20 protein-coding genes are annotated in these 24,345 nt (G+C 52.6%); 10 read left to right on the top strand and 10 right to left on the bottom strand.

The features are described 5' to 3' along the window. Positions 1 to 19 precede the first annotated feature (19 nt). Together RIC05_RS19510 and otnI are read left to right on the top strand one after the other, a co-directional pair. A complete protein-coding gene (locus RIC05_RS19510) occupies positions 20 to 937 on the top strand; it encodes a LysR family transcriptional regulator (RefSeq protein ID WP_350047080.1) in 918 nt (305 codons plus the stop codon). Between the two features lie 110 nt (positions 938 to 1,047). Continuing rightward, positions 1,048 to 1,839 carry a 2-oxo-tetronate isomerase gene (gene otnI, locus RIC05_RS19505; protein WP_350043853.1) on the top strand — a complete coding sequence of 264 codons (792 nt, stop codon included), beginning with the start codon at positions 1,048 to 1,050 and terminating at the stop codon, positions 1,837 to 1,839. Positions 1,840 to 1,881: 42 nt separating this feature from the next. On the opposite strand, the gene RIC05_RS19500 is transcribed toward otnI, so the two are convergent. Together RIC05_RS19500 and RIC05_RS19495 are read right to left on the bottom strand one after the other, a co-directional pair. Beyond that, complete coding sequence (locus RIC05_RS19500) at positions 1,882 to 3,144, bottom strand: glycerate kinase type-2 family protein (RefSeq protein ID WP_350047079.1); 1,263 nt, start codon at positions 3,142 to 3,144, stop codon at positions 1,882 to 1,884. A gap of 56 nt (positions 3,145 to 3,200) precedes the next feature. Continuing rightward, positions 3,201 to 3,950 carry a FadR/GntR family transcriptional regulator gene (locus tag RIC05_RS19495; RefSeq protein ID WP_350043851.1) on the bottom strand — a complete coding sequence of 250 codons (750 nt, stop codon included), beginning with the start codon at positions 3,948 to 3,950 and terminating at the stop codon, positions 3,201 to 3,203. A gap of 245 nt (positions 3,951 to 4,195) precedes the next feature. On the opposite strand from RIC05_RS19495, the gene RIC05_RS19490 reads away from it, so the two are divergent. The 3 genes from RIC05_RS19490 (at position 4,196) to RIC05_RS19480 (ending at position 6,513) form a co-directional block, all read left to right on the top strand. After that, positions 4,196 to 4,996, top strand: coding sequence for an N-formylglutamate amidohydrolase (locus tag RIC05_RS19490; protein ID WP_350047078.1), 801 nt, complete (start codon positions 4,196 to 4,198; stop codon positions 4,994 to 4,996). A gap of 1 nt (position 4,997) precedes the next feature. Then, positions 4,998 to 6,167: a carboxylate-amine ligase gene (locus RIC05_RS19485; RefSeq protein WP_350047077.1), complete on the top strand. Its 1,170-nt coding sequence runs from the start codon at positions 4,998 to 5,000 to the stop codon at positions 6,165 to 6,167. 100 nt (positions 6,168 to 6,267) lie between these two features. Then, positions 6,268 to 6,513: a DUF2312 domain-containing protein gene (locus RIC05_RS19480; protein ID WP_022733469.1), complete on the top strand. Its 246-nt coding sequence runs from the start codon at positions 6,268 to 6,270 to the stop codon at positions 6,511 to 6,513. 68 nt (positions 6,514 to 6,581) lie between these two features. Here the strand turns inward: RIC05_RS19480 and RIC05_RS19475 are convergent, their stop codons facing one another. The 4 genes from RIC05_RS19475 to RIC05_RS19460 all read right to left on the bottom strand — a co-directional run bounded on the left by RIC05_RS19475 (position 6,582) and on the right by RIC05_RS19460 (position 13,103). Further along, on the bottom strand, positions 6,582 to 6,980 hold the full coding sequence (locus RIC05_RS19475) for a GtrA family protein (protein WP_350047076.1): 399 nt from the start codon (positions 6,978 to 6,980) through the stop codon (positions 6,582 to 6,584). Further along, the gene (locus RIC05_RS19470; RefSeq protein WP_350047075.1) at positions 6,977 to 7,975 is read right to left on the bottom strand and encodes a glycosyltransferase; all 999 of its coding nucleotides are present in this window, start codon (positions 7,973 to 7,975) and stop codon (positions 6,977 to 6,979) included. Before RIC05_RS19470 ends, RIC05_RS19475 begins: the two co-directional genes overlap by 4 nt. 1 nt (position 7,976) lies before the next feature. Continuing rightward, complete coding sequence (locus RIC05_RS19465; RefSeq protein ID WP_350047074.1) at positions 7,977 to 9,401, bottom strand: hypothetical protein; 1,425 nt, start codon at positions 9,399 to 9,401, stop codon at positions 7,977 to 7,979. Between the two features lie 219 nt (positions 9,402 to 9,620). Then, positions 9,621 to 13,103, bottom strand: a complete 3,483-nt coding sequence (locus tag RIC05_RS19460; RefSeq protein ID WP_350047073.1) for an indolepyruvate ferredoxin oxidoreductase family protein — start codon at positions 13,101 to 13,103, stop codon at positions 9,621 to 9,623. A gap of 406 nt (positions 13,104 to 13,509) precedes the next feature. Here RIC05_RS19460 and RIC05_RS19455 point away from each other — a divergent pair, with 406 nt between their 5' ends. From RIC05_RS19455 to RIC05_RS19435, 5 genes are all read left to right on the top strand, one after another. Beyond that, the gene (locus RIC05_RS19455) at positions 13,510 to 13,956 is read left to right on the top strand and encodes a VOC family protein (RefSeq protein ID WP_350047072.1); all 447 of its coding nucleotides are present in this window, start codon (positions 13,510 to 13,512) and stop codon (positions 13,954 to 13,956) included. A gap of 216 nt (positions 13,957 to 14,172) precedes the next feature. After that, the gene (locus RIC05_RS19450; protein WP_350047071.1) at positions 14,173 to 14,826 is read left to right on the top strand and encodes a Crp/Fnr family transcriptional regulator; all 654 of its coding nucleotides are present in this window, start codon (positions 14,173 to 14,175) and stop codon (positions 14,824 to 14,826) included. 235 nt (positions 14,827 to 15,061) lie between these two features. Beyond that, positions 15,062 to 15,946 (top strand): MBL fold metallo-hydrolase, encoded by an 885-nt coding sequence (locus RIC05_RS19445; RefSeq protein WP_350047070.1) that lies wholly within the window; start codon positions 15,062 to 15,064, stop codon positions 15,944 to 15,946. 23 nt (positions 15,947 to 15,969) lie between these two features. Continuing rightward, positions 15,970 to 17,643: a bifunctional protein tyrosine phosphatase family protein/NAD(P)/FAD-dependent oxidoreductase gene (locus tag RIC05_RS19440; protein WP_350047069.1), complete on the top strand. Its 1,674-nt coding sequence runs from the start codon at positions 15,970 to 15,972 to the stop codon at positions 17,641 to 17,643. A gap of 59 nt (positions 17,644 to 17,702) precedes the next feature. Beyond that, on the top strand, positions 17,703 to 19,481 hold the full coding sequence (locus RIC05_RS19435) for a SulP family inorganic anion transporter (protein WP_350047068.1): 1,779 nt from the start codon (positions 17,703 to 17,705) through the stop codon (positions 19,479 to 19,481). A gap of 73 nt (positions 19,482 to 19,554) precedes the next feature. Here RIC05_RS19435 and RIC05_RS19430 read toward each other — a convergent pair whose 3' ends face one another. From RIC05_RS19430 to RIC05_RS19415, 4 genes are all read right to left on the bottom strand, one after another. Next, on the bottom strand, positions 19,555 to 20,730 hold the full coding sequence (locus tag RIC05_RS19430; protein WP_350047067.1) for a benzoate/H(+) symporter BenE family transporter: 1,176 nt from the start codon (positions 20,728 to 20,730) through the stop codon (positions 19,555 to 19,557). A 159-nt stretch (positions 20,731 to 20,889) separates the two neighbouring features. Then, entirely contained in the window at positions 20,890 to 21,846 is a 957-nt protein-coding gene (locus RIC05_RS19425; RefSeq protein WP_350047066.1) for a hypothetical protein, read from the bottom strand. 140 nt (positions 21,847 to 21,986) lie between these two features. Further along, a complete protein-coding gene (locus tag RIC05_RS19420; RefSeq protein ID WP_350043836.1) occupies positions 21,987 to 23,150 on the bottom strand; it encodes a peptidoglycan -binding protein in 1,164 nt (387 codons plus the stop codon). Between the two features lie 4 nt (positions 23,151 to 23,154). Next, positions 23,155 to 24,339 (bottom strand): flagellar motor protein MotA, encoded by a 1,185-nt coding sequence (locus RIC05_RS19415; RefSeq protein ID WP_350047065.1) that lies wholly within the window; start codon positions 24,337 to 24,339, stop codon positions 23,155 to 23,157. Between the last annotated feature and the right edge of the window lie 6 nt (positions 24,340 to 24,345).

The raw sequence follows: 24,345 nt of genomic DNA, 5'->3' as shown, positions 1-24,345 counted from the left end.
CTATGATATACATAAATGTATGGATAAGAATGAACCGGACTGGAACCTGTATCGCACCTTCATTGCCGTTATGGAAAACGGCACATTGTCGGCGGCTGCGCGTGCGTTGGGATTAACCCAGCCCACGGTCGGGCGTCATATTGACGAATTGCAGGATCAACTGGGGGCTGTGTTGTTTACACGGTCTCAGACGGGGCTGGTGCCAACCGATACAGCGATCTCGTTACATCCGCACGCGATGGCAATTCAGTCCGCCGCACAGGGCCTTCGTCGGGCGGCAAGCGGGAATGGCAAGGGGGTTAATGGAACGGTCCGCATAACGGCAGCAGAAGTCGTCGGGGTCGAGATTTTACCACCGATCCTGACCAGACTGCGCCGCGATCATCCCGATCTTGAAATTGAACTGGTTCTTTCGAACCGGTTGGAAAACCTGTTGCGGCGGGATGCCGATATTGCCGTGCGGATGGTTGCACCGGATCAGGAAGCGCTGATTGCAAAGCATATCGGCAATATCGATCTTGGTTTTCATGCAATGCCGGAATATCTCGACGCTGCAGGGTGGGGGGATCGCGCATCTGAAATCGGTTGGGAACAGCTATCCAAGCTGGATTTGATCGGGTTTGAAACCCGTAGTGTCGATGTGCGTGCAATGGCCGAACGCATGCCCGAAATTGCCAATGCCCATTTTTCCCTGCGCGTTGATAATAACATCGCCCAGCTTGCATTGATGCGTGCCGGATACGGCATTGCGCTTTGTCAGTTGGGGTTGGCCCGACGTACGCCCGGATGCGTGCGGTTGCTGCCTGATTTCTCCTTGGCACTCGATACATGGATTACCATGCATGAAGGGCTGCGGGATCATTTGCGGTGCCGTGTGGTTTTTGATGCGCTGGTAGCGGGCATGAAGGCATACCGGCGCGAAAGCCTGAATTCGTGAATTATTCCCTGTTTAAAGGAACTTGCATCTTCACCATGCGGAATGATGATTGACGCATGGCCGTGCTTGGGAAACCATGGGGTCTTGATTGCAAAGTTTTCAGGTGACCCATGCCCCGTTTTTCCGCCAACCTTTCATTTCTGTTTGCCGATCTTCCGTTCGAAAAGCGTTTTGCTGCGGCGGCAGAAGCAGGCTTTGTCGGTGTGGAATATATCGGCGCATATGACATGCCGCTTGCCACCGTTAAATCGCTTGTGCGCGATAACGGGCTGGAACAAGTGTTGTTTAACCTGCCGCTGGGAAACTGGGAGGCAGGCGACCGTGGTTTGGCTTGCCGACCGGGACGTGAAAATGAATTTCGCGATTCAGTTGCCACGGGGCTTGAATATGCTGCCGCGACGGATTGCAAAATGCTGCATTGCATGGCCGGTGTGATTGGCAAGGGTGAAGATCCAAGCGAACTGGCGCGGCTTTATTGTGATAACTTGCTGTATGCCGCCGATCTTGCTGATCAGGCCGGTATTGATATCCTGCTTGAACCGATCAACCCGATTGATATGCCGGGTTATTTGCTTAATTCGGTTGAACAGGCGGCTGTGATCTTGGATCAGCTTTCCCACCCGCGTTTAAAACTGCAATTTGATATTTATCATGCCCAGATCGTTGGCGGGAATATCGCTGCAAGGCTTGATAAACATATCAATTCAATTGCCCATGTGCAGGTTGCCGGTGCGCCCGGACGTCATGAACCCGATAGCGGGGAACTGAACTATCCGTTCCTGTTTTATATGCTCGACCGCATCGGCTATGACGGCTGGATAGGGTGCGAATATAAACCACATGGCAAAACCGAAGACGGGCTTGGCTGGATCAGGCCATGGATGCCTGTATCTGATGCCTAAGCCCGTCTGTTTATTCGTTCGGTGATGTCCGATTGCGGGGGTTTATTCTATCAGGATGGCCCGGAAATCGTTCACATTGGTCAATGTCGGACCCGTGATCAGCAAACCCTCAATCTTGGCAAAGGCGCTATAGGCATCGTTATTGGCAAGATATTGCCGCAGATCGATGCCCGATTTTTGCGCCTTCTGCCAGCTTGATCCATCCATGATCGCACCGGCATTATCTTCGCTGCCATCAATGCCATCGGTATCAACCGCAAGCGCGCTAAAGCCCGGCTGATCGCGCAATTGAATCAAAAGTGAGAGCAAAAATTCGCTGTTGCGTCCGCCGCGGCCACCTGTACCGCGCACCGTCACGGTGGTTTCGCCACCGGAAAGCAACACACATGGCTTGGCCGCAGGTTGCCCGTGATTGGCAACCTGATGGGCGATGCCGGCATGCATGATGGCAACTTCGCGGGATTCGCCTTCAATCGCATCGCCAAGGATTACGGGGTTCAATCCGAGTTCCCGTGCAACGGTTGCTGCGGCTTCAAGGCTATCTTGCGGGCGGGCCAGCATGATGGTTTCGTGACCGTCAAAGCATGGATCATTTGGTTTGACAGTTTCATCATCCGCACTGCGCAAAAGGTCTTCGGCTGCTTGGGGAATATCGATCTGATAGTGACGAATGATATCAAGGGCATCCTGACCACTTGTCGGATCGGCAACAGTCGGGCCGGATGCGATAATGGCCGGATCATCGCCGGGAACGTCTGAAACAAGATAGGTCACCATGCGTGCCGGTGCTGCGGCCTTGGCCAGACGGCCGCCTTTGATGGCAGACAGATGTTTACGCACACAATTCATTTCTGAAATGGTTGCCCCACTGCGCAGTAATGCCTTGTTGATCGATTGTTTGTCATCAAGTGTCAGTCCCGGACCGGGCAGGGCCAAAAGCGCCGATCCACCCCCCGAAATCATGCAAACAACAAGGTCATCGGGGCCTGCTGTCTGAACGATTTCAAGAATGCGTTTGGCGGCCTGTTCACCGGCTTCATCGGGAACCGGGTGGGATGCTTCGACAATTTCGATTTTATCGCAGGCAACCGCGTGACCATAGCGCGTGACGACCAGACCTTCGATCTCACCCTGCCATGCATCTTCAAACGCGCGGGCCATATTTGCCGATGCCTTGCCCGCCCCGATGACGATGGTTTTGCCCTTTGGCGGTGTCGGCAGGTTCCGGGGGATTTGCACACCCGGATCGGCGGCCTTAAGGGCCGCATTCATCAAGGCCATAAGTTTTTCGCGCGAGGTCGTCATATCGGGTTTCCCTGAATGGAGTGATATTGTTTTCGGCCGTTATGTTTTTCGTGCGATCAGGTCGCTTGTTTGTCGGAGGCCGTTTTAAAAAAGTCGAGGACTGCCTGAAGGTGATTGGACATCGCCTTTTCCGCAGCATCCGGGTCGCGGGCTGCGATGGCTTCGATGATATCGCGGTGGTGATCTTGCACCATGCGATCAAACGATGGGCCGGTCATTGAATTAAACCGGATTTCCATCAAAGCGGCCTGCAACACATCATGCAGCATTTTCATCACGTGATAATAAATGATCGATCCGGTGGCCCGGCCAATCATCATATGCAGGCGATGGTCATCATCCGCACGGTATTTTGCCGCACGCCGTGGGTCATGGGCCTGACGAAATGCCATGCGCAAAACTTTGATGTCTTCGTCACTGGCATTGATCGCAGCACGGCGTGCCGCCCATGTTTCAAGCGTGCAGCGGATTTCCTGAAGATCGCGCAGATTGGTGATCGAATCGCGGACCAGATCGGTCATGGCCGTATCCATATCGATCCCGGTGGATGACAGGATTTCGGTACCGCCGCCCTGAACCGCGCGCAGATACCCACGGGTTTTAAGCTTCTGCAAAGCAGCCCGGACTGAAACGCGGCTGACTTTCATGCTTTCGGCAAGCTGGCGTTCGCCGGGCAGGCGATCCCCTGGCAGGAAAATACCATCTGAAATCTTTTCAAGAATCTGGTCCGAGACCTGATCGGCAATCCGTTTGGGACGTTTAGTGTCCTGAACATCGGTTGCCAGGAATGATTTGCCAGATGGCATGCCGGGTTGTCTCCAATCGCGTTTTTATCACCGATACATTTGTATCTTAAAGCATGTTGCATTTAATGGTCATACCAGTTTAAGGGATGTTTGAAGCGGACGCAAAGCTCGATCCGCAAAGAGTGCGCTTAATGCAGCGCAATCTTGTCTGTACGGCGATAAATTGATAATCCAACAGAAGCCAACTTTATTACTTGGCCGTCACCTATCGTTACCCGCCACCACCGACTTTCAGGAGAATACGCGTGCGTCACCATGCAGGGCCTCTTTTGGGCCAAGATGATCCGGCCCCGTTCGAAGTGTTGAACGAAACCGGCAAGGGCCATTCGCTTTTTGTCTGTGATCATGCATCGCGTGAAATCCCCAAAAATCTCGGGACACTTGGGCTTCCTGAAGAAGAACGAAAACGCCATATCGGCTGGGACATCGGGGCGCGCAAGGTCACCGAAATTCTGGTTGACCGGTTTGATTGCCCGGCAGTGTTGGGCGGGTATTCGCGGCTTGTGATTGATTGTAACCGGCAACTTTGGGACCCGACCGGGATGCCGGAAATTGCCGATCAAACTGTGGTTCCGGGCAATAAAAACATCACGCCAAGCGAACATATGAACCGCATCCGCGAGATTTTCCTGCCCTATCACGGTGCGATTGAAGAACGGATTGCCAATTTTCATGCGCACAAAATTGTTCCGGCCTTGATCGCGATCCACAGCTTCACCCCTGTTTTCCAAGGATTTGAACGCCCGTGGGAAATCGGCATCTTGTGGGATCAGGACGACCGTATTCCGGTTCCGCTACTGGCGAAGTTGCGCGAACAGAACCCTGATCTGACGATCGGGGATAATGAACCCTATTCCGGGCAACATATGGCGGACTACACTATTGATCATCATGGTGAAGCCGGCGGGTTGCCCTGTGTGTCGATTGAAATCCGTCAGGATCTGATTGATACTGATCAGGGCTGCGAGAAATGGGCAAAGATCCTTGGTGATGCCTTTGTCGATATTCTTGCCGACCCGAACCTTTATAAGATCAGGAGAGACTGACTTGGCAGGGTCCAAAGCGCACGAACCGGGTTTTTCCATCGGCATTGAAGAAGAATTCTGGCTTGTCGATCGGGAAAGCCGCGATCTTGCCAATGACCCGCCGCCAGATTTCCTGAAAGATGCCAAGGCCAAGCTGGGTGATCAGGTCTCAAGCGAGTTTATGCGCTGCCAGATCGAAACCGGCACAAAGGTTTGTCACAGTGCGGCCGAGGCCCGCGAACAACTGACCCATATGCGCACGACCTTATCGGAGGTTGCTGCGAAATATGACATGGCGCTTTTGGCGGCATCGACCCATCCATTTGCGCAATGGGACAATCAGAAACATACAGACGGCGAACGCTACAACACGATTGCGCGTGATTTGCGCACGGTTGTTGACCGATTGTTGATATGCGGCATGCATGTCCACATCGGGATCGAAGATGATGATCTCCGGATCGAATTAATGGCGCAGGCCAGCTATTTCCTGCCGCATCTTTTGGCGCTGACCACCAGTTCGCCATTTTGGCGGGGGCGTGATACCGGGCTTCAGACGTTCCGGTTGTCGGTTTTCGATAATCTGCCAAGGACGGGGCTTCCGGAAGTCTTCGGATCGTGGGCGGAATATCGCCGGCATGTCGATATGTTGATTGATGCCGGTGTGATCGAAGACGGCACCAAACTCTGGTGGGATTTGCGGCCCAGTGATCGGTGGCCGACCCTTGAAATGCGCATTGCCGATGTGTGTACCGATCTGGAAGACGCGATTTGCGTTGCCTCTATCACCCGGTGCCTGTTGCGCATGTTGTATCGCCTGCGCCGCAATAATCAACGCTGGCGAATTTATTCGAACATGCTGGTACGTGAAAACCGTTGGCGGGCTTGCCGATATGGCAGTGATGCGGGCGATAAGGCCGGTTTGATTGATTTTGGCCGCGGCGAGATCATGCCCTATGCCGATCTGGTCGAAGAAATTCTTGAATTGATCCAGCCGGATGCAGAGTTTTTTGGCTGTATCGCGGAAGTCGAACATGCCCGCGAAATCGTACGCCGCGGCACAAGTGCGCGTCGCCAACGCGAGATTTTCACTGCAGCAATTGAACAGGGTTCCAGTCCTAATGATGCCCTGCGCGAGGTTGCAGATCGATTGATCGAACGAACATTGCCGGGAACAAGCTTGGCACCTTAACGGTACTTGTCAGCGGGCGGTGCATTGAGTATCGTCGCGCCGCATTAGAAATTTCGCGCACCGGATACCCGCTGTGCAGCCCATCATCGGAGAAGAATTGATGACCGAAGTCGGTGGTATCGCAGCTGATCAGCTTGCGAGTTATGTTGAGCGTATTGAACGCCTTGAAGAAGAAAAAGCCAACTTGATGGCTGACATCAAAGAAGTTTACGGTGAAGCCAAAGCACTTGGCTATGACGTAAAAATCCTGCGTCAGATCATCCGCCTGCGCAAAATCGAAGACCATGAGCGCAGCGAACAGGAACAAATTCTGGAAGTTTATAAGCGCGCGCTTGGGATGAGTTAAAAATCAATGGTTTGGTCAAGCCAACTGTTGCGATGTTAAGTAATCAGGGCTCCATTTTGGGGCCCTGATTACTTTTTTGCGTCTTTAAAGACCCACATATTCATCGTGGTAAAGCTGTAGAACATAGAAATGAGGGCTGCTATGAGCAAGGCTATCAATGGTGCAGCCCAATTAAGCCAGACCAAAGCGCTATAGATGGCGTAGTTCAATCCAAATGAACTAACCTGAACCGTAACATAAGAGCCTAGTTGTCGTTTTCCACGCTTTTCCCTGTTTTTAAAGGTGAAGGTGCTGTTAAGCACCCATGTCACCAGCAAGGCCACGGAGAAAGACACCAGCCGCCCGCTATAGGGATCAAGGCCAGCCTTATGGGTTGTTAGCCACAGCAACCCTGCATCGGTCAAAAAACCGAGTGTTCCAACGACGACAAACTTTGCGCCTTTTTGCATCAGGGCGCGGTTGATCATTTATCAGCCTCTTTCGTGATCTCTGCGCGCAGTACTTCAAGGGGATCAGAATGCAGAAGGTATGCGAGCCTTTTGACTTCCCACTGACCGATACCGGTATTGGACAGGATCGCGCCGGTTACAAAACTCAGAACGGCAGATAGCATAACACCAACAGTTAGAACTGCTGTTGGCAGGCGCTCAACCAAGCCGGTTTCAATATATTCAAAGACCAGTGGCAGTCCGAGCACAACCGACAGAACGGCAAGGAAGGCTGCAATCAAGCCATAGAAGACGAAAGGTTTATGTGTTGCTGTAAATAGCAAAATACGGCTCAGGATACGGGCGCCATCACGATAAGTGCGAAGCTTGCTTTCGGTTCCTTCATGACGCGCCCCATAGGATGTTGGTATTTCAGCAACTGGTGCACGCAACATGATCGCGTGTACGGAAATTTCTGTCTCAATTTCAAACCCGGTGGAAATCGCAGGAAAAGTTTTGACAAATCGCCGGGAGAAAACGCGATACCCTGAAAAAATATCCGTGAAGCGTGCGCCAAAAAGTTTGGCAAAGACTGTGTTGAACAGTCGGTTGCCCATGCGGTGACCACTGCGATAGGCGGCTTCTTCTTTCTCCGCCCTAGTGCCAACGACCATATCCAGACGGTCTAAGATCAGGCGCTTGATCAGTTCTGGTAGTGCGGTGGCGTCATAAGTTCCATCACCATCGGCCATGACATAGATATCGGCTTCTACCTCGGAGAAACCGCGTCGGACGGCATTGCCTTTGCCCGGAAGCGTTTCTCTAATCACCGTCGCACCAGCATTCTTTGCCTTTTCCGCCGTGTCATCCTTTGATGCATTGTCGATGACAATGATCTGGGCAGTCGGGATGACGTTGCGAAAAGACTCAATCACATGCGTGATTGCTTTCCCCTCATTATAACATGGCAGAAGGACTGCAATTCGCGCGTTTTCATAAATTGAGGCCGATGTGGTTCGGGTGCCTTTGGACATTCTAGTTTCCTTCTCCCATCGGCAGATTTTTGCGGTCACGCCAGTTTTGTATTTGGGTTCGAGCCCACATGGCTAAAAAGGCAAACGCGATAGCAAAGCCGGGTAGTGCAGTCATCTGATAACGCGCAACGTTCAGACTAAATGCTGCATAGAACAATAAAGAGAACAAAGATGGCAGCAGGACTGCTATTAAAAGTCCATTCCGTCTGCGCAGCGCAACAGCCAATAACACAATAAATGCGGGGAAGGTGACTGCGGCAAACTCGTCAATCCAAATGCCACGGTAAATCAGCGGCAGAGTGGTTGCGAGATGTTTGATGGGGCGCGAAAGGATAGCATCTTTTAATTCTTGTTCAGCACGGTCATTGGCTTCAGTGTATGACAAGCCCTCAGAATTGATAAGTTGAGTTACCCGCTTGCCAAAGCCCAGTTGCCCTCGAAGATAGTAACCATCCTCTTCGTACCAGCCGAATGGTTTGACAACGTCAGCGGGGAACAGTTTTTCTGCCCAGCCATCACCAGCACCGCGCGTCCAGTATGTGAATGCGGCAAGATAGTCCGTAAGATCCATATCGTTGAAGACAACACGGGTACTTAAGGCAATACCGCCGCGACTATCGGTGAATTGATAGCTGCCTGTGATGTCATTGTTTCTGTCCATCCACAAAGCGATTGGGGTTGCTGCAACGATTGTGAAGACAGCAAGCTTTGCCACAGAAGCGCGCCAGTTGTTTTTGCTCATGAGCACGAACATAAAGCCGACCAAGACGGCAATGGGGAGAAAATAGATATAGATCGCTTTTGTGAAGGCCAACCAGACGAATGTTAACCCGGGGAACACCCAAGTGAGCGGGTTTCTTTGTTTCCAGGCCCATACGATTGCAAAAACCAGCAAACTGGCAAGGAACAATGCAAGCGGATCGGAAATTACATAATCGTGATTCTTATGTGCCTGATGGTTCAACCAAATATGCATGCCGCCCATGATTGCAGCAAATGGACTTCCGGTAATGCCGCGAACGGCAAAGAACATCGCGAACCCTGCTCCTACTATGAGAATCCGGTTGGTCCATTTGGCGAGGGTGTAGGGTTCTGTCCCACAACCGTCTTTGTAAAGGCAGTCTGGCGTGATTTTGTCTATGCTGCCATTTACCCTGAGGACGAAGGACAAGAGGACCGGATAGCCTGGCTCACGACCGATAGCTGGTTTAATGGTTTCTGCTGTGGCGTTTATACTTTCATTAACAGTACCGAATTTTGCAAGATTGACGGCAATCCCAATATATTGACTCGCATCTGCGTAGTCCGGGTGTTTCGTGTCTCTCAGCGTTCCCATCCAAACCAAACAGATAATTGCGCCGATTACGCACCAAAATATCTGTGATTTTCCCAATGGCTTTAATGCTGCAAGGACGCTGCGCATCATGAACTTATTCCCCCAAAATTCTGTGCGCGCAGCATAATGGGATTGAATTTGAAGGTAAATTTTTTAGTGCGAAAATTTGCGCAAATGAGGAAATTAACTTCCATCTGCGAAGGCCTCGACATCACGGGGGCAAAATGGCGGCGGCGAAACCGTGTTTAAGGTCTAGATACGAAAAGGGCCCCGAAGATTTTCCGGGGCCTTTAATGGGTTTGATTGCTATTACTCCGCAGCCTTGAGGTGTTCTGGCGGGTTACGGAATTGTTCGACAAGCTCCACCTCACGCTTTTTGACCTTGGCGATATTGCCGTCTTTGACATGGCCATACCCGCGAATTTGTTCGGGTAAGGCAAGCAAGGCCGTGGCAATACGGATATTGTTGTGGGTCAAACCATCGATGACTTCAGTGACAAGCTTTTCGTAATCGGCAATCAGTTGGCGTTCCATTTTACGTTCATGGGTACGACCAAACGGATCAAGGGCAGTTCCACGCAGGAACTTCATTTTCGCCAGAACGCGGAAAGCATTCATCATCCACGGACCAAAGGATGATTTCTTAAGTTGTCCGCTTTCCGGGTCTTTATCGGCAATCGCCGGTGGTGCCAGATGGAAGTTGATTTTGTAATCACCGGCAAAGTTTTTGGCGACTTTGTTCAAAAATGCCGGATCGGTATAAAGACGGGCAACTTCATACTCGTCCTTATAGGCAAGCAGTTTGAAATAGTATTTCGCAACTGTCCGGGTAAGCTCATCACCCTCATCAAGGCGCTGTTCGGCGACCGCAACTTTATCGACCAATGCACTGAACCGGTCCGCATAAGCAGCGTTTTGATAATCGGTCAGGAAGGCACGACGCTTGGCAACAATGTCAGCAAGCTCGGTTGCAATCGGATGGGCTTCGGTTTCATTCGGGCCAACAACATCCAAAACGCGCTTTGGCTCATGGGCATAAAGACGGCCCCAATAGAAGGACTCCTTGTTCATATCAACAGCAACACCGTTAAGGTCAATCGCCTGCATCAATGCTTCTTCGCTGATCGGGATCAAACCGCGCTGCCAGGCAACGCCAAGCATAAACAGGTTGGTCGCAATCGAATTGCCCATCAATCGGGTTGCGATATCGCTGCCTTCAACGAAGTTCACCGCATCAGCACCGCAGGTATCGGCGATGATTTTCATATGCTCGTTGGTTTTAAGCTGAAAATCAGGATTGCTGGTGAAGGCACCGGTTACGGTTTCATGGGTATTGATCACCGCTTGGGTAAAGTTGCGGCGCATTTTGGCAAGGCCTTCATAGCTTGCCGCAACCAAAAGATCACAGCCCAGAACCACATTGGCTTCGCCGGCCGGAATGCGTGCCGCATGCAGCTTGTTCTGGTCATTGGCAAAGCGGATATGGCTGACAACAGCCCCGCCTTTTTGCGCAAGACCGGCCATATCAAGCCCGACAATGCCTTTGCCTTCAATATGGGCGGCCATGCCAAGCAAGGCACCGATGGTAACTACACCCGTGCCGCCAACGCCCGTGATCAGGATCGACCATGGTTCGTCAATGTCGGGCAAGGCCGGACGCGGCAGGCTGGCAAAGATGGCATCGCCCGTATTGTCGCCTTTGGCAGCAGGTTCGGGTTTGCGCAATTCGCCGCCTTCAATGGTAACAAAGCTTGGGCAGAAACCGTTTAGGCATGAAAAGTCCTTGTTACAGGCCGATTGATCAATCGCCCGTTTGCGGCCGAATTCGGTTTCAACCGGAACCACGGCAAGGCAATTGGATTTTTCACCACAGTCGCCACAACCTTCACAAACCAGATCATTAATGAAAACCCGTTTGGGTGGATCAACCATCAATTTGCGTTTACGACGACGGCGTTTTTCCGCAGCACAGGTCTGATCGAAGACCAGAATTGTCACACCTTCGATCTCACGTAGTTCTTTTTGGGTGTTCTCAAGCTCATCGCGGTGACGGATATCGACACCCGGTGCGAAATCGGCCCCCATCGGATATTTGTCCGGTTCATCGGAAAGAACAATGATGCGTTTGGCACCTTCGTCAAACATCTGACGCGTGATTTGCGGCACGGTCAATGGCCCGTCAACCGGCTGTCCACCGGTCATGGCGACCGCATCGTTAAACAGGATTTTATAGGTGATGTTCACACCCGATGCTACGGCGGCACGCACGGCCAAAGACCCTGAATGGTAATAGGTACCATCGCCCAAATTCTGGAAAACATGCTTTTCATTGGTGAAGGGTGCCTGACCGATCCAGGTTGCGCCTTCGCCGCCCATATGGGTAAAGGTTTCGGTCGAACGGTCCATCCAGTTGACCATGTAATGGCATCCGATACCGGCCATCGCACGGCTGCCATCGGGGACCTTGGTGGAGCTGTTATGCGGGCAACCGGGGCAGAACCATGGAATGCGCGCAACATCGGGGCGCGGTTCGGCGATTTCTTTTTCTTTTTCGGCCAACCAGTCAAGGCGTTCGTGAATGGCGGGACTGTCAAAGAAACGTTTAATCCGTTCGGCCAGAACAACTGCAATGCGGGCCGGGGTCAGTTCGTCCATCGAGGGTAAAATCCACTCGCCTTTTTCATCGAACTTGCCAATCACGGTCGGCCGGACATCTTCGCGCCAGTTATAAAGCTGTTCTTTGACCTGATTTTCCATCACCGCGCGTTTTTCTTCGACGACGATGATTTCTTCTAGCCCCATGGCGAATTCGCGCACGTCATCACGGTTAAGTGGCCAGCTCATGCCGACTTTCAGAACACGGATACCGATTTTTGCCGCGTCTTGTTCGGAAATGCCCAGATCGTCAAAGGCCTGCATGACGTCAAGATAGGCCTTGCCGGTGGTGATAATGCCAAGTCGCGCATTCGGGCTGTCGATCACGGTTTTGTTGAGCTTGTTCGCCCGCGCATATGCCAGTGCGGCATAAAGCTTATATTTCATCAGGCGATGTTCTTGTTCCTTGGGCGTATCGGGCCAGCGGATATGAAGGCCGCCTTCGGGCATGTCGAAATCATCGGGAATGATCGGGATGATACGATCCGGTGCGACATCGGCGGCGGCTGAACTTTCCACCGTCTCGGCAATGGTTTTCATCGCGACCCAGCAACCCGAATAGCGGCTCATGGCCCAGCCATGAATACCGAAATCCAGAATATCCTGAACACCAGACGGGTTCAGAACCGGGATTTGCGCATCGATGAAGGCATATTCGGTTTGGTGGGGCAGGGTGGATGATTTGCAGGAATGGTCGTCGCCTGCCAGAACCAGAACCCCACCATGTTGTGAGGTGCCCGCATGATTGGCATGTTTGAAAACATCGCCGGACCGGTCAACGCCCGGACCTTTGCCATACCACATCCCAAAGACGCCGTCATATTTGGCATCGGGGTACATATTGACCTGCTGACTGCCCCAAACAACCGTGGCAGCAAGGTCTTCGTTTACACCGGGCTGGAATTCGATCTGCTGTTTGGTCAGGAATTTCTTGGCCCGCCAAAGCTGCTGATCCAATCCACCTAGCGGCGACCCGCGATACCCTGAAATACACCCGGCGGTATTAAGCCCTGCGCGCGCATCAAGCTGGCGCTGCATAAGCGGCAGGCGTACAAGCGCTTGAATGCCTGTCAGGTAAACCCGACCTTTTTCAAGGGTGTATTTGTCGTCCAGACGAATTGCCGCCAATTGTGCCATGACCGGTCTCCCTCGGATCTCTCTGATATGCGGGTCAGTTTTGGCCTCATACACTGCTTTTATAGATATGGGTGCGGGGGCAGTGTTTCGGTATGACCTGTATTATGTTGGTGGGTGATTTGCGGGACCACGACACCAACGAGCTTCCAGAATGGTAATGAATACTGACCTTTTTTCAAAACGAACTCGCATCGCACAGTGCAAAACGCCTGATTGTATCGGTTGACGTTAGGTCAACTTAATATTTACTTATTCTGGTACCGATTTACGCGCAATATAATTGCGCCCGTATTGCGATGCGATATTTCGCGAATGATCGAGTCTCTGTTGGGATGGATAAAACACCGTGATACCGTTGATCGGGTTTTGGGTGCGTAAGACCCTAACTTTGGAACAGGAGCATAGCATGGAACAACGTGTTTCGCTGATTACGTTGGGTGTGGCCGACTTGGATCGGTCGCGTCGTTTCTATGAAGATGGCCTTGGCTGGAAAATGACCGAAATGGTCGAAGGGCAGGTTGTTTTCTATCAATTATCCAATGGGCTGGCCTTGGGCCTGTTTGGTCGCGCCGATCTTGTCAAAGACGGACAGTTTGACGATGACACGGGTGCCACCTTTGCCGGTTTGACAGTGGCGTTCAATGCGCGGGACGAAGCCGAAGTCGATGCTGTCATGGCTGAGGCTGAAAATGCCGGGGCCAAAATTCAAAAACCTCCCGAGAAGGTTCTCTGGGGCGGATATTCCGGCTATTTCCGCGATCCGGATGGCCATGCGTGGGAAGTTGCCTTTAACCCGTTCTGGCAACTTGATGATCAGGGAAATTTACACATTCCGCCAATGAAGGTTGAATAACCGAAATTTGCATGCAGCAGATCATCAGGCATCAGGGCAGTATATTGATGCTGCCTTTTTACGACCCGATGCCACCACCATACAGATAACCTGTTAGAACGTAACCCAAAGTACAGTTGCACTTTGGGCTGTATTATTTTACATCAAATGACATGTAATATTTTGGTCTAAGGCTGTCCACATGGGCAACGGGTTGCAAAATAAGGGGATCGGGGTTTGAGCTGGATTGATCAGTTTGCGGGACTGTCGCGTTTGCCCGACGGCATCCGATCCTATCTCCTTGAGGAAAGCAAGATCGTCACGGTGCCTGCCAACACCGTGATCTTCGGGCCGGGAAAATCGCCAGAAAGTCTTTTGTTATTGCTGGACGGGACAGTTCGGGTCCAGCAAACATCTGACGCCGGGCGCGAGATTGTTTTGTATCGCGTTCATGCGGGCGAAAGCTGCGTTTTGACGACAGCCTGTTTACTGGCCTATGAAGATTATTCCGCCGAGGGGATTGCTGAAACCGAGACACGGGCCGTCGCTATTCCGCGCATGGTGTTTGACAAGCTGGTTTCGGATTCCGTCGAATTCCGCCAGTTTGTCTTCACGGCCTATTCCAAACGGATTACCGATCTGTTTTTCGTCATCGAAGAAATTGCATTCCAAAGGATGGACATCCGTCTGGCGCATAAACTGATTGAGCTTGCAGATGGAAAAGACACAATATCCTCCACCCATCAGAAGTTGTCGGTTGAACTCGGAACGGCACGTGAAGTTATTTCTCGGCAACTTTCGGAATTTCAGCGTCGTGGGTGGATTGAACAGTCCCGTGGCACCATCCGCTTGATCAACCCCGACCCGATCGCCAAGCTCGCTCAAAGCTGAAGACAGAGCGGGATTATACCCTCGTATCAGACGTTTCTGGAATTTTAGTATCATTAAATATTAATATTATGATGTTTGGTGACAAGGTCACTGAACTCAATTCACGAACTCCTAGAATGAAAAGCATAGTCAGATGTTTCCAGCCTGTGAAATTACCGGCTGCGGGGCATCGTGAACCTGTCCGCTGCGTGCCAGAAATAAGGCGTTCCGGACCACGCTGTTTAGGAGGATCTCAATGTTTGAATACCCGGTAAACATGTCTGTGAAGCCCGAAGTCACGGCCTTCTTTGATCCAGATACCAACACTATCAGTTATGTGGTCAAGGACCCCGAAAGCAATGCCTGCGCGGTTGTCGATTCCGTCATGGATATTGATTACGCGGCAGGGCGTATCACCTTTGATCATGCGGATCGGGTTATCGAGTTCATCACGAAAAATGACCTGAAACTCGAATGGATCATTGAGACACACGTACATGCCGATCATTTATCCGCAGCGCCCTATATTCAGGAAAGGCTCGGTGGCAAGCTTGGAATAGGCAGCCAAATAACCGTTGTTCAGGACACGTTTGGCAAGGTGTTCAACGAAGGCACCGAATTCCAGCGCGATGGCAGCCAGTTTGATCGCCTGTTCGAAGATGGGGACACCTATCAGGTTGGCGCCATGACCTGCTTTGCTATTTACACCCCGGGCCATACCCCTGCCTGCATGGTTCATGTCATGGGCAATGCCGCCTTTGTTGGCGATACCCTGTTTATGCCCGATGGCGGGTCCGCACGTGCCGATTTCCCGGGCGGGGATGCCGGAACCCTTTATGACAGTATCCAGAAACTTTTGGCCCTGCCGAACGATATGCGTCTGTTCATGTGCCACGACTACGGCCCGAATGGGCGTGATATCCAATGGGAAACCACGGTTGGTGACGAGAAAAAGCACAATATCCACGTTGGCGAAGGCAAAACCCGCGAACAGTTCATCGCATACCGGAACGATCGTGATGCGCAACTTGATATGCCACGTCTGATCATTCCGTCCCTCCAGGTTAATATGCGCGCAGGCCAAGTGCCGACGGACTCCAGCGGTAAGAAAATGCTCAAAGTTCCGGTAAACGGCATTTGATGGCACAAAAGGGAGGAAAACTTATGGAAACGAAAAAAATCAGCAGCGGTTTTTCCGTTAGCACGCAGATTAATCCGGCTGATGTCAAGGAAATCGCCAAACTTGGTTTCCGCGCCATTGTCTGCAACCGGCCGGACGGCGAAGGTGCCGACCAACCGACCTTTGAAGAAATCTCTTCAGCGGCCAAGGAAGCTGGGCTTGAAGTCCGCTACCAGCCGATTGTGTCGGGCAAGGTCAGTGATGACGATGCCAAGGATTTCGGGTGCCTGTTTGATGAATTGCCCAAGCCGGTCTTTGCCTATTGCCGCACGGGAACCCGTTCAACCACCCTTTGGTCGCTTAGTCAGGCTGAACTGCTTGGTACAAGTGAAATTCTACGCGCGACCAAGGCTGCGGGCTATGACATGGGCGGCGTTATTCGCCGGATCGTTAATGGTGGCAGGACGCCAACCGATCAGGGCGATGCAAAATTCGACATCGTCATCATTGGCGGCGGTGCCGCGGGCATTTCCGTGGCATCAAGCTTACTTGCGCGTCGTTCCGGGCTTGAGATTGCGGTCATTGATCCGGCTGATATTCATTATTATCAGCCGGGCTGGACCATGGTTGGCGGCGGCGTCTTTGACGCAAGTTCAACTGCACAGACCATGGGGTCACTGATCCCCAAAGGTGTTCATTGGATCAAGGCGGCCGTCGCGGCGTTTGAGCCAATGGATGACGCGGTCATTCTGGATGGATGCCGGGTGGTCAAATATGGACGCCTGATCGTTTGTCCGGGGCTTAAACTCGACTGGAACCGGATTGATGGTCTGGTGGAAACGCTTGGCCGGAACGGGGTGACATCAAACTATCGTTATGATTTAGCACCCTACACGTGGGATCTGGTGTCTTCCATGCGTGAAGGCAAAGCGATCTTTACCCAGCCCCCCATGCCGATCAAATGCGCCGGTGCGCCGCAAAAGGCGATGTATCTGTCGGGGGATCACTGGTCTCGCAACGGGGTGATCGATAAGATCGACATTGATTTTTGCAATGCCGGTGGCGTGTTGTTTGGAGTGAAGGACTATGTGCCGGCCCTTGAGCGCTATGTGAAGAAGTATGATGCAAAGCTCAATTTCTTCCACAATCTGGTGGCGATTGATGGTGCGGCAAAAAAGGCTTGGTTTGAAGTGACCAAACCAGACGAGAAGGTTGAACGCATCGAAAAGTCCTTTGACATGATCCATGTCTGCCCGCCGCAGATGGCACCCGACTTTATCCGCGTTTCGCCGCTGGCCGATGCGGCTGGTTGGGTCGATGTCGATCAGGCAACTTTGCGTCACAAGTCATTTACTAATGTCTGGTCGCTTGGCGATGTGATGAATGCACCCAATGCCAAAACAGCGGCCGCTGCACGGAAACAGGCACCGGTTGTTGCCGAAAACGTGGCGGCCGATATCGATGGTAAATCCCCCGTTGCCCAGTATGACGGATACGGGTCCTGCCCGCTGACGGTGGAGCGTGGCCGGATCGTGCTGGCGGAATTTGGTTATGGGGGCACATTGCAGCCTTCCTTCCCGAAATGGCTGATCGATGGAACTCAGCCATCGCGTCTGGCCTGGTTGCTTAAGGAAAAAGTTCTGCCACCGGTCTATTGGAAAGCCATGCTGCGCGGCAAGGAATGGCTGGCCAAACCCGAGAAAGTCACAAGCAGCTAAACAGGTTTAGCCAAAGGCGGGATCACTGCCTTTGGCCAACTCAGATCGAAGAGATCAATATGCGCCACAATTTTCTCAGGAAGTATATCCCGATCTTTGATTGGGGTCGGGACTATGACAAGACGGCCTTAGGCAATGACATGATTGCAGCGGTGATTGTAACGATCATGCTTATCCCGCAATCGCTTGCCTATGCGCTGTTGGCGGGATTGCCGCCAGAAGCGGGTCTATATGCCTCCATTGCGCCGATCATTCTTTATGCGATTTTCGGGACCAGTCGTGCGCTTGCGGTCGGGCCGGTTGCGGTGGTGTCGCTGATGACGGCGGCTGCCATTGGCAATCTGGCAGAAACTGGAACCGTGGGCTATGCGCTTGCCGCGCTGACCCTTGCGGCCCTATCCGGTGCGATATTGCTGGCGATGGGGGTGTTCAAGCTGGGGTTTTTAGCCAACTTCCTGTCCCATCCGGTAATTGCCGGTTTTATCACTGCGTCTGGGATGATTATCGCGGCAAGTCAGCTCAAACATATTCTGGGTGTGGATGCCAGCGGTCATAACCTGTGGGAGATTGTCACCTCCCTGATTGCCCATTTGCCTGAAACCAACCAAACGACCCTGATCATTGGCGCTTGTGCCACCGGGTTCTTGTTCTGGGTGCGCAAGGGGCTTAAACCCGCCTTGCGCAAGCTTGGTCTTGGCGCACGTTCTGCCGATGTCATCACCAAGGCCGGGCCGGTCTTTGCGGTGTTTGCGACCACGGCGGCCACTTGGTATCTCGGACTGGCCGACAAGGGGGTTAAAATCGTTGGCAGTGTTCCCCAAAGCCTGCCGCCACTCACCATCCCGGACTTTTCACCAACCTTGATGGCGGACCTTCTGGTGCCCGCGATCCTGATTTCGGTCATTGGATTTGTTGAATCGATTTCGGTTGCGCAAACCCTTGCCGCCAAGCGTCGTCAACGCATCAACCCGGATCAGGAACTGATTGGTCTAGGTGCGGCCAATATCGGGGCGGCCTTTACGGGGGGCTATCCGGTTACCGGTGGTTTTGCCCGCTCGGTCGTCAATTTTGATGCCGGGGCACAAACCCCGGCCGCAGGTGCCTTTACCGCCGTTGGTTTGGCGATTGCCGCCGTGGCGCTGACCCCGCTTGTCTATTTCCTGCCAAAGGCAACGCTTGCCGCGACCATTATTGTTGCCGTGTTATCCCTGGTTGATTTCAGCATCCTGAAAACCAGCTGGCGTTATTCAAAAGCGGACTTTGTTGCGGTCTCGGCAACGGTTCTTTTAACCCTTGGGTTTGGGGTGGAAATTGGTGTGACGTCAGGTGTGGTATTGTCGATTGGGCTGTTCTTATACAGAACATCACGCCCGCATATAGCCGAAGTCGGCCTCGTGCCTGACACGCAGCATTTTCGCAATATCAACCGTCATAAGGTCGTTACAGATCCGAGCGTCCTGACCATCAGAATTGATGAAAGCCTGTATTTCGCAAATGCCCGTTTTCTTGAGGACTTCCTGCTTGATCGGGTGGTTGGCGACAAAAAGCTTAAACACGTCATTCTGATGTGTTCGGCCATCAATGAGATTGATCTGAGTGCGCTGGAATCACTTGAGGCAATCAACCATCGACTAGATGAAATGGGGATCGTCCTTCACCTTTCCGAGGTCAAAGGCCCGGTGATGGACCGATTGAAATGTGCACATTTCCTTGAAGAACTGACAGGGAAGGTTTTCTTGTCGCAGTACGAGGCCATAACAGCACTTGCAAAGGAACCAACGGTGTCGATCCTTAAGCCAAAAACGCCAGAGCCCGATAAAACGGCGCAAAACGGCTAACGACTATTGGCTATCAGCTATCAGCAAACAAGAAGCCCGGCGCATCATGTGTCGGGCTTCTTTGTTCTAATGCCTATCGGTTTCGAAGATGGGTAAGCAGATAAATCAATCCACCTGCCAGCAATCCCCAAAAGGCCCCTGAAACTCCATAAAAAGTCAGGCCAGCAGCGGTGACGATAAAGGTCACAGCTGCCGCTTCGCGGGCGTCTTCATCCTTGAATGCGGCAACGGCTGATCCGGCAAAGGCCCCGATCAGGGCAAGACCGGCGACTGCTTCAATCAAAATGCCCGGCGCAAGGCTGACAAAGGCGGTGACAAGCCCCGCCAGTAATCCGAACACGATATAGAAAACCCCGCCAGCAACCGCTGCCCAATACCGCCTAGCCGGATCAGGATGGGCATCTTTTCCTGCGCAAAGGGCGGCGGTAATGGCCGCAAGGTTCACCGCATGGCCGCCAAACGGCGCGGATAACAACGAAAAGATACCTGTAACGGTGAAAAGCGGTCCGGGGGGCGTGTTATAATCATTGGCCCGCAAGACGGCTGTGCCCGGAATGTTTTGCGATGCCATGGTGACGATGAACAATGGCAAGGCAATACCGACCAATCCGGCCAGTGTGAAGTGCGGCATGACAAATTCGACAGGCGGTGCAATCGAACCGCCTAAATCCGCCAGCGCATTTTCCGGGAAGTCGACGCCAAAGATCATTACGGCAATAAAGGCCAGCAACGCGGCGGGAACGGCAAGCAAACGGTTAAGCCGCCCGACCACAAGCCAGGCTATGGCAATCGGCAGGCCAAGCATCGGATCAAAGGCAACCGCCTTGACCGGGGCCAGACACAGGCCCAGCAACACACCTGCCAACATCGCATTTGCAAGCGGGGCAGGGATGCCCGCAACCGCGCGCCCCAAAGGGCGCCAAACGCCACTGATAATGATCAAAACAGCACAGATGATAAAGGCCCCGACCGCAACGCCAAAGCCGCCCTCAACCGCACCCGAGGTTGCAAGCAATGCGGCACCGGGGGTCGACCATGCAATGCTGATCGGCATGCGGGTTTTAAGCGACAGGACAATGGCGCATAGGCCCATGGCGATGGATAAGGCCATCAGGCCCGATGCTGCCTGTTCGGGCGTTGCACCAACCGCAGTTAGGCCCTGCAACACAACGGCAAACGAACTGGCAGACCCGACAAAGCCTGCCAACAGGCCCATGAAAATACTTTGGGGCGAAATATCACGCAGCATGGGGGCTCCGGCGTATCGAGATTTTGCGAAAATGATCTGGGTGGCGATATTTTCGACCCTACCCGGAAGTCTTTGTTCTCACCAGAAAAAATCAAAGCCCCGCAGGTGATTGCCTGCGGGGCATAGCATTCGCCAAACTCTGGTTTGGGGACGCAAAGATCAGGATTGAAGTTTGAATGACACAGGACGTTTTTTGCTATCTGATCCGCTTGCGATGAAGGGTTGTGTTTCGCGGTTGGTCCAGATGCCATCGGCACTTGATCCATCGTCGCAACTAAGCTTCCACGTTCCGGCAAGATCGGACATGCTTGATGTCACAGCAGTCCCGACACAATCGGCTTTGGTTTCCGGGATCGTGAATGAAAATTCGATCTGTGCAGCACCCTTTTTCCGAACGTCGCCAGACAGGCTTTCGGAAACGCCATCCCAGCTTCCTGTTAAGACGCTAAGTTCTTCTGTTATGCCTGTGCGGGCGGATGCGGGTTCGTTCAGCGTGCCAATTTCGGCGTATGTGACTGCAAGTTTTGCTTCTTCCTCATCCGTCATCAAATCAATGCCCTGCATGATTTCTTCGACCGAGGCGGCAAATTGACTACATCCGGCAAAGCTGACAACCGCATCGGACGCGCCGCGATCATTATCATAAGGTGACAGGCCTTTGAAACGTTTGGCAAAAAGCCCGGCTGAACATTTCCCGTTCGATGCGATCCAGCCTTTGACACGCGGGGAAACCTGATCAACTTGGACAAAGTTCAAATCTGCAATTTGGTAGGCGTTGGCAAGCCGTTTAAACTGTTCGACCTCAAGCATACGGGCCTCGGTACGCGTCGAAAACCAAGCTGTGTTGATATACTGGATGGCGAAGAAATATCGCTCATCTTCCCATTTTACATCTTCATTCCAGCCTTGCCCGTTATCGCGTTCTTCTGATTCCGTTACATATTCACGCGATGGTTTGAGAAATGTAAACGTGTTGAAACGGCTTTCTTGGGGTTGAAAGCTTCCCCGGCTTTCGAGGCTGATCGAACGACCACCGGCATCAGTCGTGCCCTGACCGGTGACGCATCCAGCAAGCGACAAAGTCAGTCCAATTGTTGATAATGCTTTGATAAACATGTCCCACCTTGTTCGGTTCTTTGTTTTCACAAAGTGATTATGTTTCCTGTAGCTATGAATTTCTACCTTAAATAGTGCAGGCGGATGTAAAAACAGCCCCCGAATTCGGAGGCTGTTTTTCGCAAAGGACCTATTTCAGATCAACGTTCCGTGATCTTGAATTCGATACGCCGGTTGCGGCGATAAGCGATTTCATCGTCGCGGTTATCAAGCGGTTGGTATTCACCAAACCCTGCGGCAACCAGACGATTTGGCGGAACGCCGCGGTCGATCAGGAATTTAACCACCGAAATCGCGCGCGCGGCTGAAAGTTCCCAGTTTGACGCGAATTTCAGGTTGCGGATTGGCACCTTGTCGGTATGCCCGTCGACCCGCATTACCCAATCAATATCATCTGGGATTTCAGCCGAAATGGTTTTGAGCGTATCGCCAAGCTTGGCCAACTGTTCCTGACCACCTTCGCCAAGATCGGCTGAGCCCGATCCAAACAGAACTTCGGACTGGAAAACAAAGCGATCCCCGACAACCCGGATATCCTGACGATCACCAAGAACTTCGCGCAGGCGACCAAAGAATTCCGAACGATAGCGCTGCAATTCGGCAACCTTGGTGGCAAGGGCGGCATTCAGGCGGTTGCCAAGATTGACGATCTGGGCAGCCTGATCTTCGTTTTCACGCTCAGACGTTTCAAGCGCGGCCTCAATACGGGCAAGCTGCTGACGCAAGGCAAGCATCTGCTGATTAAGTGCTGCGACCTGTGCCTGTGCTTCAGCACTCAGGTTTTTCTGATCTTCCAATTCTGCCGCACGCGATGCCAAAAGGGCAGATAGCTCCGCAATGCGGGTGTCCTGATCGGCAATTTTGTCTTCGCTGTTATCGCGCAGTTCGGAAAGCTCGGCTTCCTTGTTTTCAAGGGAGGCAAGGGCAGCAAGAAGCTTTTTCTCGATATCGTCGGCAGACAATTGCGCATCGGCAAGCTGGGTCGCAAGGGCGGCTGCACGCGCTTTAAGGTCATCGCGCTGATCACTGGTATTGGAAAGCTCGGTGGTTAACTGGGTCAGTTCCAGTTCCATCCGCTGATTGTTCCCGCGTTCCAGTGACAGAAGGCTGGTCAGTTCATTTACCTGTGCGGTTAAATCACTTAAGGCCTCGTCACGGCCCGAAAGCGCCGCACCCAGATAGACCTGTGCAATGACAAAGATCATCAGAAGAAAGATGATCACCATCAAAAGCGTTGCCAGCGCATCAACAAAGCCCGGCCATGTATTTACATCGCGATTGCGACGGCGCGAAAGCCCGATCATGCGATCAGCCCTCCTCGGCGATGGCGGCGATGGTACGGGCTAGAAGTTTGATTTCGCTTCTGATTTCCTGTGTGGATTGCTGGCGTCCGCTGGTAAGCTCTTCGCCAATACGGCCAAGCTGGTTATCAAGCGAACGGATATGCGCACGGGTGTTATCATCAATCCCGAAGCTGCCCATTTTCATGGAATCCGCCAGCTGATCAAGAACCGGCTTAAGGTGCATCTGGTTTTCGGCCAGTTTCACCATCAATTGTTGTTCGGCCTTCATCTGATCGGTCAGGGTGGACAGCTTATCGGCCAGATCAATCAGGGTGTTGTGCGATTTAATCTGTGAACTTTCAGATCGCTGGATCGAGTTTTGCAACCCTTCCATATTATCGGCCATCTGTTCAATCAGGGCCGAAAGATAGGCCGGAACCGATTGTTCTCCATCGCCAACCGCACTGCCTGAACCCAGACGGGTAAAGCTTGAAAGCCATTCTTCAAGGTCGTTAAAGAACCGGTTTTGCGCCTGACCGGCCTGCATATCAAGCAAACCAAGGGCAAGCGACCCGGCAAGACCAAACAGCGAGGATGAAAACGCCGTCCCCATGCCACCAAGCGGTTCGGCAAGACCGGTTTTAAGTTCCGAGAACCAAAGGTCCATGTTCGATCCGCTGCCGACATTGACGTTGCTGATGACACCGGCGACCGAATTCACGGTCTGCAAAAGTCCCCAGAACGTACCAAGCAGGCCAAGAAACACCAGAAGCCCAACGACATAGCGCGACAATTCGCGGCTTTCATCAAGGCGCGACCGAATTGAATCAAGGATGGTTCGGGTCGACATGGTCGAAAGCTGCGGACGGTCGCGGCGCTGTTCGGCCATCATGCTGGCCATCGGGGCCAGAAGTTTCGGCGGAACCTGTGATGTCAGGCCAGGGCGCGACCGGCGGAAATCTTCGATCCAGGTGACTTCCGGCGACAGGCTTGCCGCCATGCGGAAGGTGTAAATAACCCCGACGACAAAAACGCCAAGGATCAAACCGTTTAGAACAGCATTGGCCATAAAGGCGCCCGATAGGGTCGGGAACAGCAGGGCGCCAACCCCAAAGATAATCACGACGAACACGGCCATCCGTGTCAGATAACTTCCGGGTTTGGTAATAGGCAGGTGTGTGCCTGCGCCATTTGCCGAATGACTGCTCATGACGGA

This window comes from Thalassospira sp. (genome assembly GCF_040218635.1).
In the GTDB taxonomy this organism is placed as follows: Bacteria; Pseudomonadota; Alphaproteobacteria; order Rhodospirillales; family Thalassospiraceae; genus Thalassospira.
The sequence above is the reverse complement of the archived record's forward strand: the minus strand, read 5'-3'. Positions and strand labels throughout refer to the sequence as shown.

What these genes read in the sequence shown, in the direction of transcription:
- RIC05_RS19510 (WP_350047080.1), top strand. Translation starts at nt 20, where the DNA reads ATGGATAAGAATGAACCGGACTGGAACCTGTATCGCACCTTCATTGCC.
- otnI (WP_350043853.1), top strand. Translation starts at nt 1,048, where the DNA reads ATGCCCCGTTTTTCCGCCAACCTTTCATTTCTGTTTGCCGATCTTCCG.
- RIC05_RS19500 (WP_350047079.1), bottom strand. Translation starts at nt 3,144, where the DNA reads ATGACGACCTCGCGCGAAAAACTTATGGCCTTGATGAATGCGGCCCTT.
- RIC05_RS19495 (WP_350043851.1), bottom strand. Translation starts at nt 3,950, where the DNA reads ATGCCATCTGGCAAATCATTCCTGGCAACCGATGTTCAGGACACTAAA.
- RIC05_RS19480 (WP_022733469.1), top strand. Translation starts at nt 6,268, where the DNA reads ATGACCGAAGTCGGTGGTATCGCAGCTGATCAGCTTGCGAGTTATGTT.
- RIC05_RS19475 (WP_350047076.1), bottom strand. Translation starts at nt 6,980, where the DNA reads ATGATCAACCGCGCCCTGATGCAAAAAGGCGCAAAGTTTGTCGTCGTT.
- RIC05_RS19470 (WP_350047075.1), bottom strand. Translation starts at nt 7,975, where the DNA reads ATGTCCAAAGGCACCCGAACCACATCGGCCTCAATTTATGAAAACGCG.
- RIC05_RS19465 (WP_350047074.1), bottom strand. Translation starts at nt 9,401, where the DNA reads ATGATGCGCAGCGTCCTTGCAGCATTAAAGCCATTGGGAAAATCACAG.
- RIC05_RS19460 (WP_350047073.1), bottom strand. Translation starts at nt 13,103, where the DNA reads ATGGCACAATTGGCGGCAATTCGTCTGGACGACAAATACACCCTTGAA.
- RIC05_RS19455 (WP_350047072.1), top strand. Translation starts at nt 13,510, where the DNA reads ATGGAACAACGTGTTTCGCTGATTACGTTGGGTGTGGCCGACTTGGAT.
- RIC05_RS19445 (WP_350047070.1), top strand. Translation starts at nt 15,062, where the DNA reads ATGTTTGAATACCCGGTAAACATGTCTGTGAAGCCCGAAGTCACGGCC.
- RIC05_RS19440 (WP_350047069.1), top strand. Translation starts at nt 15,970, where the DNA reads ATGGAAACGAAAAAAATCAGCAGCGGTTTTTCCGTTAGCACGCAGATT.
- RIC05_RS19435 (WP_350047068.1), top strand. Translation starts at nt 17,703, where the DNA reads ATGCGCCACAATTTTCTCAGGAAGTATATCCCGATCTTTGATTGGGGT.
- RIC05_RS19430 (WP_350047067.1), bottom strand. Translation starts at nt 20,730, where the DNA reads ATGCTGCGTGATATTTCGCCCCAAAGTATTTTCATGGGCCTGTTGGCA.
- RIC05_RS19425 (WP_350047066.1), bottom strand. Translation starts at nt 21,846, where the DNA reads ATGTTTATCAAAGCATTATCAACAATTGGACTGACTTTGTCGCTTGCT.
- RIC05_RS19420 (WP_350043836.1), bottom strand. Translation starts at nt 23,150, where the DNA reads ATGATCGGGCTTTCGCGCCGTCGCAATCGCGATGTAAATACATGGCCG.
- RIC05_RS19415 (WP_350047065.1), bottom strand. Translation starts at nt 24,339, where the DNA reads ATGAGCAGTCATTCGGCAAATGGCGCAGGCACACACCTGCCTATTACC.